Origin of the sequence: Actinopolyspora mortivallis DSM 44261, assembly GCF_000384035.1 — a bacterium.
GTDB lineage: Bacteria > Actinomycetota > Actinomycetes > Mycobacteriales > Pseudonocardiaceae > Actinopolyspora > Actinopolyspora mortivallis.
On record NZ_KB913024.1, the window covers coordinates 1634603 to 1648745 of the forward strand.

Annotated in this window: 11 protein-coding genes; 4 read left to right on the forward strand and 7 right to left on the reverse strand. The window is 67.3% G+C overall.

What is annotated here, in order from left to right; genetic code table 11:
- Positions 1-410: 410 nt before the first annotated feature.
- Complete coding sequence (locus ACTMO_RS0107920) at positions 411-629, reverse strand: hypothetical protein (RefSeq protein WP_019854145.1); 219 nt, start codon at positions 627-629, stop codon at positions 411-413.
- A gap of 89 nt (positions 630-718) precedes the next feature.
- Positions 719-1573 carry a class I SAM-dependent methyltransferase gene (locus tag ACTMO_RS20720; RefSeq protein WP_026448982.1) on the reverse strand — a complete coding sequence of 285 codons (855 nt, stop codon included), beginning with the start codon at positions 1571-1573 and terminating at the stop codon, positions 719-721.
- 406 nt (positions 1574-1979) lie between these two features.
- Between ACTMO_RS20720 and ACTMO_RS20725 the strand changes: the two genes are divergently transcribed.
- A complete protein-coding gene (locus tag ACTMO_RS20725) occupies positions 1980-2636 on the forward strand; it encodes a ScbR family autoregulator-binding transcription factor (protein ID WP_033401810.1) in 657 nt (218 codons plus the stop codon).
- A gap of 68 nt (positions 2637-2704) precedes the next feature.
- Here the strand turns inward: ACTMO_RS20725 and ACTMO_RS0107935 are convergent, their stop codons facing one another.
- Positions 2705-3736, reverse strand: coding sequence for an MDR family NADP-dependent oxidoreductase (locus ACTMO_RS0107935; protein ID WP_019854148.1), 1032 nt, complete (start codon positions 3734-3736; stop codon positions 2705-2707).
- Positions 3737-3905: 169 nt separating this feature from the next.
- Here ACTMO_RS0107935 and ACTMO_RS0107940 point away from each other — a divergent pair, with 169 nt between their 5' ends.
- Complete coding sequence (locus tag ACTMO_RS0107940; RefSeq protein ID WP_019854149.1) at positions 3906-4868, forward strand: ScbA/BarX family gamma-butyrolactone biosynthesis protein; 963 nt, start codon at positions 3906-3908, stop codon at positions 4866-4868.
- Between the two features lie 450 nt (positions 4869-5318).
- Here the strand turns inward: ACTMO_RS0107940 and ACTMO_RS0107945 are convergent, their stop codons facing one another.
- From ACTMO_RS0107945 to ACTMO_RS0107955, 3 genes are all read right to left on the reverse strand, one after another.
- Positions 5319-6470, reverse strand: a complete 1152-nt coding sequence (locus ACTMO_RS0107945) for a uroporphyrinogen-III synthase (RefSeq protein ID WP_019854150.1) — start codon at positions 6468-6470, stop codon at positions 5319-5321.
- A 166-nt stretch (positions 6471-6636) separates the two neighbouring features.
- Entirely contained in the window at positions 6637-8037 is a 1401-nt protein-coding gene (locus tag ACTMO_RS0107950) for an MFS transporter (RefSeq protein WP_019854151.1), read from the reverse strand.
- A gap of 317 nt (positions 8038-8354) precedes the next feature.
- Positions 8355-9596, reverse strand: coding sequence for an AGE family epimerase/isomerase (locus tag ACTMO_RS0107955; RefSeq protein ID WP_019854152.1), 1242 nt, complete (start codon positions 9594-9596; stop codon positions 8355-8357).
- A 449-nt stretch (positions 9597-10045) separates the two neighbouring features.
- On the opposite strand from ACTMO_RS0107955, the gene ACTMO_RS0107960 reads away from it, so the two are divergent.
- Positions 10046-11062, forward strand: a complete 1017-nt coding sequence (locus tag ACTMO_RS0107960) for a class I fructose-bisphosphate aldolase (protein WP_019854153.1) — start codon at positions 10046-10048, stop codon at positions 11060-11062.
- 143 nt (positions 11063-11205) lie between these two features.
- Here ACTMO_RS0107960 and gabT read toward each other — a convergent pair whose 3' ends face one another.
- Complete coding sequence (gabT, locus tag ACTMO_RS0107965) at positions 11206-12552, reverse strand: 4-aminobutyrate--2-oxoglutarate transaminase (protein ID WP_019854154.1); 1347 nt, start codon at positions 12550-12552, stop codon at positions 11206-11208.
- A gap of 131 nt (positions 12553-12683) precedes the next feature.
- Here gabT and ACTMO_RS0107970 point away from each other — a divergent pair, with 131 nt between their 5' ends.
- Positions 12684-14135, forward strand: coding sequence for a PucR family transcriptional regulator (locus ACTMO_RS0107970; RefSeq protein ID WP_019854155.1), 1452 nt, complete (start codon positions 12684-12686; stop codon positions 14133-14135).
- Positions 14136-14143 lie beyond the last annotated feature (8 nt).

A 14143-nucleotide genomic window follows, 5' to 3' on the forward strand; every position in this document is an offset into this window, starting at 1 on the left:
GCGCGGCCGAGCTTCTCCGCAGCCGGTCCCGGGGAAGAACTCTGGACCGGTGGAGGACGCTGCTCCAACCGCGATGCGCAAGTGTCGCAAAGCCGATATTCCGGGCAGAAGACCCGGTAGGCCAAACGAGTGAAAAGGCGGGTGTTAGGGGAGATCCCCGACAGGGCACGTGCCCGTGCTGTCGGGGCTGACTGCCCAGGATACGGGCCGTTCCGTGGAGGTCGCACCGCCGGTGAGAACGAGGTCACCCGCCAGGGCGGATCCCCCGTCGTGGAGCCGCTTGCTCCGGTTCCGGTGCGGAGGCGGGCAACAGTGGAACGGACGGACCGTTCGGGGTCCGTGCCCGGACGGCTATCGGAATTCCACGAACGGTCGTTCTCCGGGCGAAGGGCGACTCCACCGTCGCCGGTTCACTCCGCCCTCCCGGCTCTCCTCGGGGCGAAGGGGGTTTTCCCCTCCGAGCGACGCAGCCACAGCACGCCCCCGAGTTGGACGAGCACGGCCGCCGCGAGCAGCCCCACGGCCACGACCCCGTACACCGACCATCCGAGCAGGGTGAACACCACCAGTCCCACCACGAGGAACACGGCACTGCGGGCGCACACGAACGTGAGTCGTCGGGAGTTCAACGCCGTTTCCTCACTCGGGGTCGGTGGCCTCGTCTCGGTAGGCAAGCATACCTACCCCTCTTGAGCCGGCGGGATGTCCGCGGGGTTTCTCAGCGGGTCTCAGCGGCCAGCACCCGTACCCGGTCCGCGGAGGAGGGGCTGCCCGTGAGGACACCGGGAAAGTCCGAGGGGTGGTGGACGGTCACCCTGTCGAACCCCGTCGCGCGCAGCGCCGCCCGCGCCCGGGTGGAGTCCGTGAAGTGGAAGTGCACTCCGCTGCGCACGAACATGCCGAGCAGCCGTGCCCCGAACGCCTCGGCCGGGCCACGTCTGTCCGTGGAGACGTGGAGATCGCTCAGGTAGAGACCCTCTCGGAAGGGGCGCAGGGCAGCGTGAACCCGGGACCACAACTCACCCACCGCCTCCGCGGACAGATAGTTGAGCAGTCCCTCGCTGACCACTGCCAGCCCGCTGCCTCGTGCGAAGTGACGCAGCACGGTGGTGAAGTCCTCCTGATCGCGCCCACCCAGGACGTCGAGGGACTCGACCCGGTGGTTCGGGCCGAGCGTCCCCGCCCGCCGCAGGGCGGTGTACTTCCGGGCGGCCATGGCGGGCAGGTCTGTCTCGACATAGGTGATCTCCGTTCCGTAGTGGCGGGCGAACTCCAGGCCACGGGGTGACAGCCCCGCGGCCAGTTCGAGCACTCCCCGGACACGTCCGGACTCGATCGCCGTGGACAGCAGACGGTCGATCAGCCGGTGCCTCGCCAGCAGAACGTCCTCCAGCACCGGGCCACCGAGCATCCGGCCGAGCGCCGTGCCGGGACGCATCGCGTGGTAGTAGGCCTTTCCACGGGTGGTGGCGAGGTACCCGGGGCCGAGGCCGTTGTGGACCCACACGTAACCGGTGTAGTACGCGGTGGGGCTGATCGACTCGGAGCCGTGGTGTGTTCTGCGAGTCCGCATGGTCTCATCGTGGACCACCACGGTCTCTCCGGCGGTGCGGCGAGCACCGTGCCGGGTTGCTCACGGGTTGCTCAGGGGGTCAGCCGCGGCACGGGGAAACGTGCCTGCGCCGTTCCGAATCCTGTCGGGTCTTGACATCGAAGCTACTAAACCACATAGTTGGTTTTATTCTGTGATGGAGAGTGCGACCGAACTCAGGAGAGGGGTGCGGTGGTCGCTTGCCCCGAGGGTATGCCGGTTCGGTGCGGGCAGCGGATGCCCGAGGTGGTTCCTGCTTCGCTCGGGCTTGTCCACGAGGCTCGACAGCGGAAAGTACCGCCCGGTTGGATTGATACCTTCGACGTGGTTGTGCGGTGTGTCCGCCCGGATTCCGGGTGGAACAGCCTGGTTCGTAGTGGAGGAGAGTGTGGTTAAGCAGGAACGTGCGGTACGGACGCGGGCCCTGGTGCTGCGGGCCGGAGCGGAAGTGATCGCCGCACGTGGATACGAGGGGGCGACGATCGCCGAGATCCTCGCCCACGCCGGGGTAACCAAGGGGGCGATGTACTTCCATTTTCCGTCCAAACAGGCCCTGGCCGAGGCCGTGATCGAGGAACAGACCAGTATATCGGCCGTCCCGAGGACGATGTCCCGACTGCAGGACGCGATCGATCTGTCCCAACGCGTCGCGCGATCCCTGCAGAGCGACCCACTGTTGCAGGCGGGAACCCGCATCGCGGTGGAAACCGGGTTCGGTGAGGAGCCGATCGTTCCCTACGAGCACTGGACGGAGGTGTTCCGTTCCCTGTTCGCCGCGGCCAAGGAGGCCAACGAGCTCCTTCCGACGGTGGACCCCAAGGATACGGCCGAGATGTTCGTGGCCTCCTACCTCGGTGTGCAGCTGTTCTCCCAGGCGGCGACGAACCGCGCCGACATCTGTCACCGTGTCGAGGGGCTGTGGCGCCACCTGTTGCCCGGAATCGCCGTTCCCGGGGTGTTGGGGTGGATCCGTCCCCAGGGCACGGAGGAGTGTGCCGAGGAGACACTCAGCGACATACGCGAGGACGTCGTCTCCCCCACCTGAGTCCCGTCCGGAGGTGCGGGGAGGAGCCCCTCCAGGTGGGAGGGGCGAGTTCGTTCTCGGGGGTGTGTTCACAGTTCGACCAGCACCGTGCCGAAATGACGGCCCTCCACCAACCCACGGAGCGTTTCCGGCGCCCGTTCGAGACCGTACGCCCGCGTGTGGGGGAAGCCGAACTCCCCGGTCTGGAGTCCCGCGGTGAACTCGTTCCTCCATTCGGTCTCGGCGTCCGGATGATCTCGCAACGAGAATCCGTGCAGTTCGACGCGTCGTCGGATCAGCTGTGCGGAGTCCAGACGTACCGGGGCCTCGAGGCCGTCTCCGCCCAGTTGACCGGACAGTGCCCCGAGCAGCACCACCCGTGCTCCCGTGCGTGCCAGGGACAGGGCGGCCTCCAGCTGTTCGCCCCCCACGGTGTCGCAGACGACGTCCACTCCCTCGGGGACGGTGTCCCGTAACCGCTCGGCCACGGAACCGGATCCGCGCAGCACGACCGAGTCGTATCCGAGTTCCCGGCACAACCGGTCGGCTTTGGACGCGGAACCGGTGCTGCCCACGACTCGTCCCGCTCCCAGCCTGCGGGCGATCTGGCCCGCCATGCTGCCGACACCTCCCGCCGCCCCGCTGACGAAGACCGTGTCCGCCTCACGGACTCGTGCGAGGCGGGTGAGCGCCGCCCATGCGGGGGCGCCGTGGGCGAGCAGTACTGCCGGGTCGGAGACCTCCGGAAGCGACGGGTGCTCACGGAGCTGCGTGTTTCCGAGCAGCGCGTATTCCCGCCATCCCTGTTCGTGCACCAGTCGTGTTCCCACCTCCACCCCGCTGTCCGGGGCGGACGCCACCACTCTGCCGACCGCGGTGCCCCACAGGGGGCGTCCCGGTTCGTAGGAGGGCATGGGCAGGTCGGATGCCGTGGCCATGGTGTACATGGCCGCGGTGATCTTCATGATCTCGTTGCGTACCACCACCTGTCCCGGGCCGGGGGAGGGAAGCGGCGTCTCGACCAGTTCGAGCGCGTCCGCCACGGACGTGCCGTCGGGGTGCTCCCTCAGGCGTATCTCGCGGTGGTGTTCCGGCAGGGGGGAGTGCTGTTCGAGGTCCACGGTCCGCCAGCCAATCTCGTCGAACCCGGGGCGAACGGTTTGGAGTGTTCGCCGGAAGTTTCCCCCGTAGACTAGCGGAACACTCTTGAAAAACCGACTGACCGGTCCTTATCCTCAGGGCAAGGATTTAAACCGCGCGGTAGGTATCTTTATCTGTGTTGGAGGACTCGTGACCGCAACCATCGCGTTCGACACCGCCGCCGTGAACACCGGCCAGGACCCGCTCGTCTCGTTCGACCAGAGTCTTCCGCGCCACTGGGTGCACCGGGCGGCCAACACGGAAGTGCTGGTCACCAGTTACGGAGAACGAGGGGAGAACGCCTTCGTGCTGGGGGCGCAGTTACCCCGCGCACACGCCCTGTACGGCCCCGTCGAGGGAGTCCACGACCCCTTCCTGTTCGTCGAGGCGGTACGCCAGGCCGGTCTCGTCGTGGGACACATCGGATTCGGAGTTCCCTACGGGCACCAGTTCGCCATGGACACCCTGGACTACGAGGTGGACTGTTCCGAGCTGTCGCTCGCCGACGCTCCGGCCCACGTCGTGCTGGAGGTGAACTGCACCAACGTCAAACGGCGAGGGAAAACGTTCGCCGGGGCGGACATGCGGGTCATCGGCTATCGGAACGGAGCTCTTCTGGGGCGGGCCATGCTTCCCTACTACTGTATCTCTCCCGCCGCCTACGCCCGGTTACGGGCCGGAGCGGGTGATTTCGCCGACGTCGAGAGTGTGGTGACTCCCGAAACGGATTCTCCGCAGCGATTCGGACGCAGTTGTTCCTCCGACGTGCTGTTGGCTCCCACGGAGGAGGAGAACACGTGGCTGTTACGGGACGGGCGCAACCATCCGGTGTTGTTCGACCATCCCGTGGATCACGTGCCGGGAATGACGGCCTTGGAGGCGGTGCGACAGGCCGCCTGCTCCGTGTACCACCCGCACAAAGTGATTCCGGTGGGCATGGAGTCCCGTTTTCACCACTACGTCGAACTGGGGCAGGCCTGTTTCGTCCGGGTGTGTGAGGTGGAGGAGACGGGACGGGTGCGGATCGTCCTCGAACAGGGGGGCAGAACGGCCGTCGAGGTGGTCGTGGAGGTGCGCGTCGCCGGCGGGATTCCCACGCAAGTGAGCGGATGACGGGACGCGTCCTCCGCCGGCGGCCGAGGACGAGACTGAGGGGATGACTGAGCTTTCCCGCCGAGGGGCGGGGAGGAATCCGTTTCCGGGATGACCCGAGACGATTTGTCCGGGTGCCGGAAACCGCGGTGTTCTCCGAGAACCGGGCGAGAGATTCCGTGGACGTCGATCTGGGGAGTGTTTCCGGTGATACGTGGTCCCGGTTCCGGCCGTGCTCCCACGGATCCTTCGGGGAAGGAAACGTCGGGGTTTTTCGGCACTCGGCAGGAGTTTCCGGCTCACCCAGAAGATTTCTTCACGTCGAAGGAACGAACTCTTTCCCGAAGTGCTACGCCGTGGGCGAAAGAAACCGTGTCCGAGGACGTGCTTTTCTGCCGGAGACGTCCGGAGACACCGTTGGGGAGATCCGTTCCCGGAACGAGGAGAACGGGTCTCCCTCCCGAAGAACCGTCAGGAGCGACGGGATTCGTGACGGTTTCGCATCTCGGTCTCGTCCAGGGCGAGTCGGTAACCGCGTTTGACCACGGTCTGTACGATCCGTTCGTCGTCCAGTGCCGTACGCAGTCGTCCGACGGCCATTTCCACGGCGTGGGCACGTCCTCCGTTCGGCAGCACCTCGGCGAGTTCCTCCCTGCTGAACACCCGCCCCGGGACTTCGGCCAGTTTGTGCAGCAGGGCCGTGGAACCAGGGGGGACGTGCCGCGGCTCTCCCTCCAACCACACCCTCCCGCCGCGCAGTTCGAGATGTCTGCCGTTGACACGCAGGCTGCGAGTCCGGTGGGGCAGGATCTCGTCGAGCGAGCGCACGAGCGCTCCCAAGCGGGGGCGCTCCGGAAGTACGACGGGAACACCGAGTCTCTCCAGCGGTGCCGCGCACACCGGCCCCACACAGGCGGTGAGTACGTGGTGGCGCAACGCCTCGATCAGCGCCTTCCCCCGGCCGGTGTTCTCGGCCAGTTCGAGCGTGTTCACCACGGCGGGGGCACTGGTGAACACGACCGAGTCCAGTTGGCGTGTGACGGCGGACTCCACCAGCCGGGAGAGGGGCACCGGGTCGCGCGGGCCGCAACAGCGGTAGACCGGAAGCTCGATCACCTCGGCTCCCGCCGTGCGCAGCCTCGTGGTGAACTCCGGCATGGGCCGGCCGTGCCGTTGAACGGCCACCCGCCGTCCCCGCGGGTTCTCCTCGAGCAGGTGGGCCAGTATCTCCGAGGTGTTCTCGGTCTCCGGGGACCAGGACTCGAAGAGCCCCGCGGCGCGTACGGCCCCGGTGGCCTTCGGGCCTCTGGTCAGGATCCGCGCCGAAGCCAGTCGGGCACTCACCTCGGTGGCCGTTCCCCACCACTCCGCGGCCTCCAACCAGCCGCGGAAACCGATACCGGTGGTGACCACGACAGTGTCCGGGGGATCCTCCAACAGCGAGCGGGTCCGTTCGAACAGCTCCCCCTCCTCGGTCAACGGAAGGATGCTCGTGGCCGGGGCATGCCGTATCTCCGCTCCGCGTCGAAGCAGCATGGCTTCCAGCTCCTCGGCGCGGCGAGCCGTCGTGGTTCCCACGATGAATCCGGACAGGGCTCGTTCACGGCGCGGTGTCGTCGTCATCTCCTCGTTTCCGCTCGGCTCCGGCTCCGGTCCCCGACCTCTCCGGGCAGGGGAGCTCGGTCACGCTCGGCTGTTCCCCTCCGTGCTCGTCCACCACGCTGGTGCGATGGGATGTCGTGGCCGGATCGCCCGCGTTTCCACGTCGTTAACCGGTGATCCGGTCGTGTCACACGGTGGTCTGCCGTTGGAGGGTGTCCGGGGAAGGCCGCTCGGGGGAGGAACCGGGACGCACGTAGTACCGCCACGTGACGGTCGCGCAGCACCCGAAGAAGAGCAGGACGAAGACCAGGGCGGGGAGCAGACCGCCCGTGGCCTGAAGGGAGAGTTTGAACACCAGGTTGATCAGCACTCCCCCCAGCGCGCCGACCGCACCCACCACTCCGATCACGGCTCCGGACCGACGTTTTGCCCGGGCCAGGGCGGAGTCCGTGGGCTCCCCGGTGTGAGCGGCTCGGGCGAGGGCCTCCGCGGTGAACACGGGAGGGATCATGCGGTAGGTGGAACCGTTCCCGATGCCGGTCAGCGCGAACACCAGCACGAAGGAACCGAAGAACAGGGCGAAGCTGTCCGTTCCGACTCCCCCCATGATTCCGAGGGTTCCCAGCGCCAGGGCACAGAAGTTCCAGAGAGTGATCCTGGCTCCGTCGAACCGGTCGGAAACCCAGCCGCCCAGCGGACGGGTCAGCGCTCCGATCAGTGCGCCCAGAAAGGTGATACCCACCAGAGAGGAGAATTCGGGGAAGGCCAGTTCGGTCAGTGACGGAAAGGCGAAGGAGAATCCGATGAACGAGCCGAAGGTTCCCACGTAGAGCAACGAGAGAGTCGGGGTGTGTCTGCTGGTGACCGCCTCCCGGTAGGAACCGTTGTCCGGTCTGGCCGTGGAAAGGCTGTTCATGAACGTCCACGAACAGGCGGCGACGACGATGATGAAGGGCATCCACATGAGTGCGGCGTAGGAGAGCTGGACGCCGGTTCCCAGGTGTATGACGAACGGGACCAGAAGCTGGCTCACCGCGACCCCGATGTTTCCGCCCGCGGCGTTGATTCCCAGGGCGAGCCCCTTCCTGCTCTCCGGGAAGAAGAAGGATATGTTGGTCATGGAGGAGGAGAAGTTTCCTCCACCGACCCCCATGGTCGCGGCCGTGAGCACGAAGAACCAGTACGGGGTGTTCTCGTTGACGACGGCGAGGGCCAGCATCCCGCAGGGGATCAGCAGCAGGGTCACGCTGGTGGTGGTCCACCCCCTCCCACCGAACCTGGGGACGGCGAAGGTGTAGGGAACGCGTAACAACGCCCCGACCAGGTTGGGCAGGATGAGCAGCCAGAACTTCTGTCCCACGGTGAAGGCGTATCCGGCCTCGTCGAGTCCGACCACCACCACGCTCATCAGGGTCCACACGTTGAACCCCAGGTGCTCGGCCAGCACGGACAGCACCAGGTTCTTCCAGGCGGTTCGCTTGCCGGTTCTCCTCCAGAACGAGGGGTCTTCGGGATCCCAGTGACGGATCCATCCTCCCCCGGTTCGCGTGGGGACGTGTTCCCCTCGTGTCGTTGTCGTGAGTGCCACGGTCTCCTCCCCTTTTCGAAGCTCGCCGTGGTCACCCTAAGCGGTTTTGTTCCCGTCCGGGGAAAACGAGGTGAACGATCTGTCAATTTTCGTTCACCGCCCTTGTTCGGGCAGTGATGCGGTGCCGTGACACTTCGATTGTTCGCCTGGATAATTATTCGGAGATTTTTCTCGTTCGTGTTATCGTTGTTCTCCTCCGGATTGGGGACCGTCGCGGGGTGGCGATGTCCTGGCGCACACCGTCGCACCCCGCCGGTTCTTTCTCGGGGGATTTTTTTCGCGGGAAAAGGATTTTTCGGTTCCGCGTGCGAGGTGGACTATCCCGTGCTCCGATCACCCTCCCGCTCTCCGGGTTCACCGAGACCGTCGCGCAGTGCCACCGCGGCGACCGGGGACAGCGGTAGCTCGGGGAACAGCGTCGCCTGGTAGGCGTGGTACACGTCCGGTTTGCCCGACCACACCGAGCGGGAGACCCGGCCGTCCGGGGAGAGCTCGTGGTGCCAGCTTCCCGCCGAGCGGTCGAGATGCCTGGCCCGGGCGAAGTCCCAGAAGGCGGTGTACCACTGTCGGTAGTAGGTTTCCCCGGTGCGCTGGTACAGCGCGTCGGCGCTCAGGATCGCCTCGGCGATCACCCAGTGCATGCGCTCCCGCACCTGGGGCCTGTCCTGCCAGTCGAGGGTGTAGACGAAGCCCGGGTGTCCGTCGGCGTGCCAGCCGTGCTGTAGGGCCGCCTCGAACAGGTTCCTGGCGTCGGAGATCAGCCAGTTCGGGGCCGCCTGGCCGAAGGATGCCTCGATGTGCAGCAACAGCCGCGCCCATTCCAGCCAGTGCCCCACCGTCGTGCCGTGGGGGCGGAACGGATCGTGCGGACGCTCCCGGTTGTACTCGGGGTCGGGCTCCCATTCCGGGGTGAAGTGTTCCGGAAGCCTCCATGCGTGGGTTCGGGCGACCTCGTCGATCAGCGTTCCGGCCGTGCGCAGCGCGCGTTCGTGCCAGACCCGTTCACCGATGACGTCGCCCGCGGCGAGCATGGCTTCCACCAGATGCATGTTGCTGTTGGCTCCCCGGTACTGCTCGGTGGAAAGCCACCGCCGGTCCCAGCTCTCCAGCGACAGTCCCGTCCGTTCCTCCCAGAATCCGGACTCGACCACGCGCAGGGCCTCCTCCAGCAGCGTTCCGGCGTGGGGATGCCCCGCCGCCGTGGCGCTGGCGGCGGCCAGTACGACGAAGGCGTGTTCGTAGGCCCCCTTGGTGGGATCCGTCGTGCTGCTGAACCATCCGCCGTGGGAATGGTCGTACAGTGGTCCGCGCAGCGCCGCCACGCCGTGGTCGACGAACTCGGCCGCGTCCGGGACGTCCGTGAGCTGGGCGAGGGCGAACACATGGGTCATCCGCGCGGTGATCCAGGTCTCCACCGGGCGTTGTGGGTCCGGGTTTCCGGATTCGTCCAACCAGGAGAACCCCCCTCGGGGGTCCCTGGCCGCGCTGGCGAAGTCGAGCAGTCTGCCCCGTTCCCTGGCCAGCCAACCACGGTCTCCGGAAGTGTGGGGGTCGCTCACTGTCACTCCTCGTCGGTGTCGGGGACGTCTCTGCGGTGGCGGAGCCCGGTTCGGGTCCGTCCCGTCGGGGGTGGAACCGGACTGAATCGGTACTTCCACCGACAACCACCGGACGCTATCGACAGCGGTCCTTCGCCGGTGTGACGGGGAGGTGGGCCGGCTCTCCGGTGGGGAACAATTGTTTAGACCAATAACCCCGTCGCGGAGGGAATGCCGTCCCAAGGAAGGCGAGTCCTTTTCGTCTCCGTTGCTCTTTCCGGCGTGAATGCTTACCTGTCCGAGTGAGATGAATGCGACTCTACTGATTCGATTCCGAGCGGTCTGATTCGATTCAAGGTGATTGGGTTCGGAATCCGCGGGCCGCATCTGTCACGCTTGACAGTGAATCCGGTCCGGGCGATCGCCGCCCGAGAAGGACGTACAGCCACACTCGAAGGAGAGAACGCACCGTGTTCAGCGACGACATGCGGTTGATCGCGCGAGAGATGGTTGCACCGGGCAAAGGTATTCTCGCCGCCGACGAGAGCACCGGTACGATGGAGAAGCGGCTGCACGCGGTCGGTCTCGACTCCACCGAGGAAACACGACGTCAGTACCGCGAACTGATCGTCTCCACTCCCGGTCTGGGGGAGGCGATCAGTGGCGTGATCCTGTTCGACGAGACGGTGCGCCAGGAGTCCTCGGGGGGTGTGCCTCTGCGCAAGGTCGCCGAGGAGAACGGCATCCTGCCGGGGATCAAGGTGGACAAGGGTGCCAAGCCTCTCGCGGGTAGCGACGGGGAGAAGATCACCGAGGGACTGGACGGGCTGCGTGACCGGCTCACCGAGTACGCCGGCATGGGCATGAAGTTCACCAAGTGGCGTGCGGTGCTGGACATCGGCAACGGCCACCCCAGCGACTACGCCATCCACGTCAACGCCCACGCGCTCGCCCGCTACGCCGCGTTGTCCCAGGAAGCGGGACTGGTGCCGATGGTCGAGCCCGAGGTGCTGATGGACGGCGACCACTCCCTGGAGGACGCCGAGACGGCCACGACCCGGACGTTGCGCGAGGTTTTCGAACAGCTCGCCAAGCAGGGCGTCGAGCTGGAGTCCATGGTGCTCAAACCGAACATGGTGGTGGCGGGCAAGGAGTGCCCCCGGCAGCCGGAGACGGAGCAGGTCGCCGAGGCGACCGTGCGTACGCTCCGGCGCACCGTTCCCTCGGCGGTACCGGGGATCGCCTTCCTGTCGGGTGGCCAGGGTGACGAGGAGGCCACCGTCAACCTCAACGCGATCAACCAGCTCGGACCGCTGCCGTGGCAGGTGACCTTCTCCTTCGGTCGGGGTCTGTTGGCCCCCACCCTGCAGGAGTGGGTAGGACGTGCCGAGAACGTCGACAGCGCCCAGCGTGTACTGGCGCACCGGGCCAGGCTCAACGGTGCCGCCCGTCAGGGGCGTTACGACGCGGAACTGGAACACGTCTGAGTCGGAAGTCGGCCGCACGGCACCCCCCGTGCGGCCCCGCCTCCGGGAACAGGCCGAAAGAACCACGCGGCCGTGCCCGTCCGGGACGGTCGGTTCCCGTGCCCGGTTCGTCGCGCACGACGAACCGGGCGGTCGCTGTCCCCTCAGCCCGTCTGCTCGAACAGGGACTGTTCGAGCACGTCGAGTCCCTCGTCGAACAGGGCGGGGTCAATGACCAACGGCGGCAGCAACCGGAGCACGTTGCCGTGGGTGCCGCAGGTGAGCACCACGACGCCCCGGGCGTGGCAGGCCCTGGCCACCCGGGAGGTGAGTTCGGGGTCGGGCTCGCCTCCGTCGGGGCGTACGAGTTCCAGAGCCAGCATCGCTCCTCTGCCCCGAGCCTCCAGAACCCGGTCACTGCGTTGTGACAACGAGCGCAGTCTGCTCAGACCACGGCGTTCGATCTCCCTGGCCGCCCCCGCGAGGTCCCGTTCGCGCATCGCGCGGATGGCGCCCAACGCCGCGGCGCAGGCAACCGGGTTTCCCCCGTAGGTGCCGCCGAGACCACCGGGGGCGACGGAGTCCATCATCTCGGCGCGGCCGGTGACCCCGGCCAGGGGCATACCACCGGCGATCCCCTTGGCCGTGGTGATCAGGTCGGGAACCACCCCCTCGTGCTCACAGGCGAACCAGGTTCCGGTCCTGCAGAACCCGGTCTGGATCTCGTCGGCGACGAAGACCGCCCCGTTCTCCGCGCACCACCGGGACAGCTCGGGAAGGAATCCGGCGGCGGGTTCGACGAAGCCCCCCTCTCCCTGGATCGGTTCGATCACCACGGCCGCGACCTCGTCCCCGCCGATCTGTTTCTCGACCCGGTCGAGGACCCGCCGCGCGGCCTCCGGCCCGCTGGTCGCGTCCCGGGCGGGGTAGGACATCGGCATCCGGTGGATCTCGCTGCTGAAGGGGCCGAAGCCGTGCTTGTAGGGCACCGACTTGGCGGTCATGCCCATGGTGAGGTTGGTGCGTCCGTGGTAGGCGTGGTCAAAGACCACGACGGCCTGTCGTCCGGTGGCCACCCGGGCGATCTTGACGGCGTTCTCCACCGCCTCCGCTCCCGAGTTGAACAGTGCCGAGCGCTTCTCGTGCTCGCCAGGGGTGAGGGTGGCCAGTTCCTCGCAGACAGCCAGGTAGTTCTCGTAGGGAGTCACCATGAAGCAGGTGTGAGTGAACTCGGCCGCCTGGGTACGGAGAGGTTCCACCACCTCGGGGGCGGCGTTTCCCACACTGGTCACCGCGATTCCCGATCCCAGGTCGATCAGGGTGTTGCCGTCCACGTCGTGCAGCACCCCCTCGTCGGCGCCCGTGACGTACACGGGCAGGGTGCTTCCCACCCCCGCGGCCACGGTGTCCGCGCGACGCCGTTGTAGTTCGCGCGACCTCGGTCCGGGAATCTCGGTCCGCAGTACCCGTTTCCGCGTGGTGTCTTCCGTTCCGGTCGCGAACGTGGTCATGGCCGTCTCCGATCGGTCGTGAGGTGTTCGGGGACAGCTTCCGGGGTATGGCCGTACCGTGCAGTGGACGAAACGGCCAGACGAGGGTTTTTCGATGGACTGTTTGGAGCTGTTGCCGAGTGCCCTTGACAGTGCGTGACCTGGTCGGTGATCCGGAGTTGGGACTCACCCCCTACGGGGTTCCGGAGGGGACGCAGGGTCCGATCTCGTGGGTGCACACCAGCGAGCTGGCCGATCCCACTCCTTTTCTGGAGGGCGGGGAGCTGCTGCTGACCACGGGGCTGATGCTGGGCGGAGCCGCGTGGGAGGAGTACGTGGAGCGGCTCGTCGGGGCAGGGGTGGCGGGGCTCGGGTTCGGTGTGGACGTCAGTCACACCGGGATGCCACCGGAGTTGGTCGAGGCAGCTTCCCGCCGGGGACTGCCGCTGCTCGCGGTACCACGTCGAACCCCGTTCATCGCGATCAGCAAGGCGGTCTCCCGGGCGTTGGCCGCCGACGAGTACGAGGACCTGCGGCGAACGAGCCGGGCGCAGCACGAACTGGCCGGTGCCGCGGCCGGCAGGAGAGGTCTCTCCGGTGTGGTGCACAAACTGGCCTCCCTGCTCGACGGGTGGGTACTGCTGCTGGACGAGGCGGGCACCGTGCTGCACTCGGCCCCCGATGGGGCGGGCATCTCCGTTCGTGAGCTGGAGCCCTGGCTGCGCAGACTGCGCCGGGGACGGGGCCGGGGAGCGCTCGTGCTCGAACTGGCCGAGCAGTGGATCGGCATCCAGGAACTGGGAACCCGCGGCGGCGCAACGCTGGTCGTGGGACGGGACAGCCCCTTCGGCACCACGGATCACCATGTGATCAACTCCACGGCCTCGTTGGTGACGCTCGCCCTGCGGCAGGCGGAGACGTTGTGGAGTGCGCGGGGGAGACTGCACACGGCCTTCCTGCGGACGCTGTTGTCCGGCGCGCCCGCCTGGGCGGCGTTGGACGACCTGGGGGCGGAGTTCCCGGCGTGGCCGGTACGGGTGCTGGTGCTGCACGGTTCCCAACCGGCGGAGGAGTCGCTGCGGCTGCTTGAGGCGGAGTCGGACGGGGAGGAGGTGTACGCCGCCGAGTACGAGGGGGACGTCGTGGCGCTGGCCCCGGCTTCCGCGAACCTTCCCGGCCGTCTCGGAAAACGACGGGACGTGCGGATCGGTGTCTCGGAGCCGTGCGGACAGGACGGGCTTCCCACCGCCCTGCGACAGGCCCGACAGGCCGTGGCCGCCGCCTCGGACGGCGGGGGCGCGGTGTGGTTCACCGAACTGGCCGGACGGGGGCTGTTGGAGCTGCTTCCCGCCGAACGCGCCGTGGGGTTCGCCGAGTCCCTGTTGTGGCCGCTGCGGGGACGGGACGAGTTGCTGGTCTCCCTGCGTGGTTGGCTGGCCCATAACGGGCAGTGGGATCCCGCTGCCAAACGGCTGGGACTGCATCGGCACACCCTCCGCAACCGGATCCGCAGGGTCGAGTCACTACTCGGACGGGATCTGGACCAGGCCGGGGTGCGCGCGGAACTGTGGCTGGCGTTGCAGCTGCTGGACGACGCGGGGTGAGGGAGGGG

Bases quoted from the DNA above. Each gene is read 5' to 3' on its own strand.
- ACTMO_RS20720 (WP_026448982.1), bottom strand. From the start codon at position 1,573: ATGCGGACTCGCAGAACACACCACGGCTCCGAGTCGATCAGCCCCACC.
- ACTMO_RS0107945 (WP_019854150.1), bottom strand. From the start codon at position 6,470: ATGACGACGACACCGCGCCGTGAACGAGCCCTGTCCGGATTCATCGTG.
- gabT (WP_019854154.1), bottom strand. From the start codon at position 12,552: ATGACCACGTTCGCGACCGGAACGGAAGACACCACGCGGAAACGGGTA.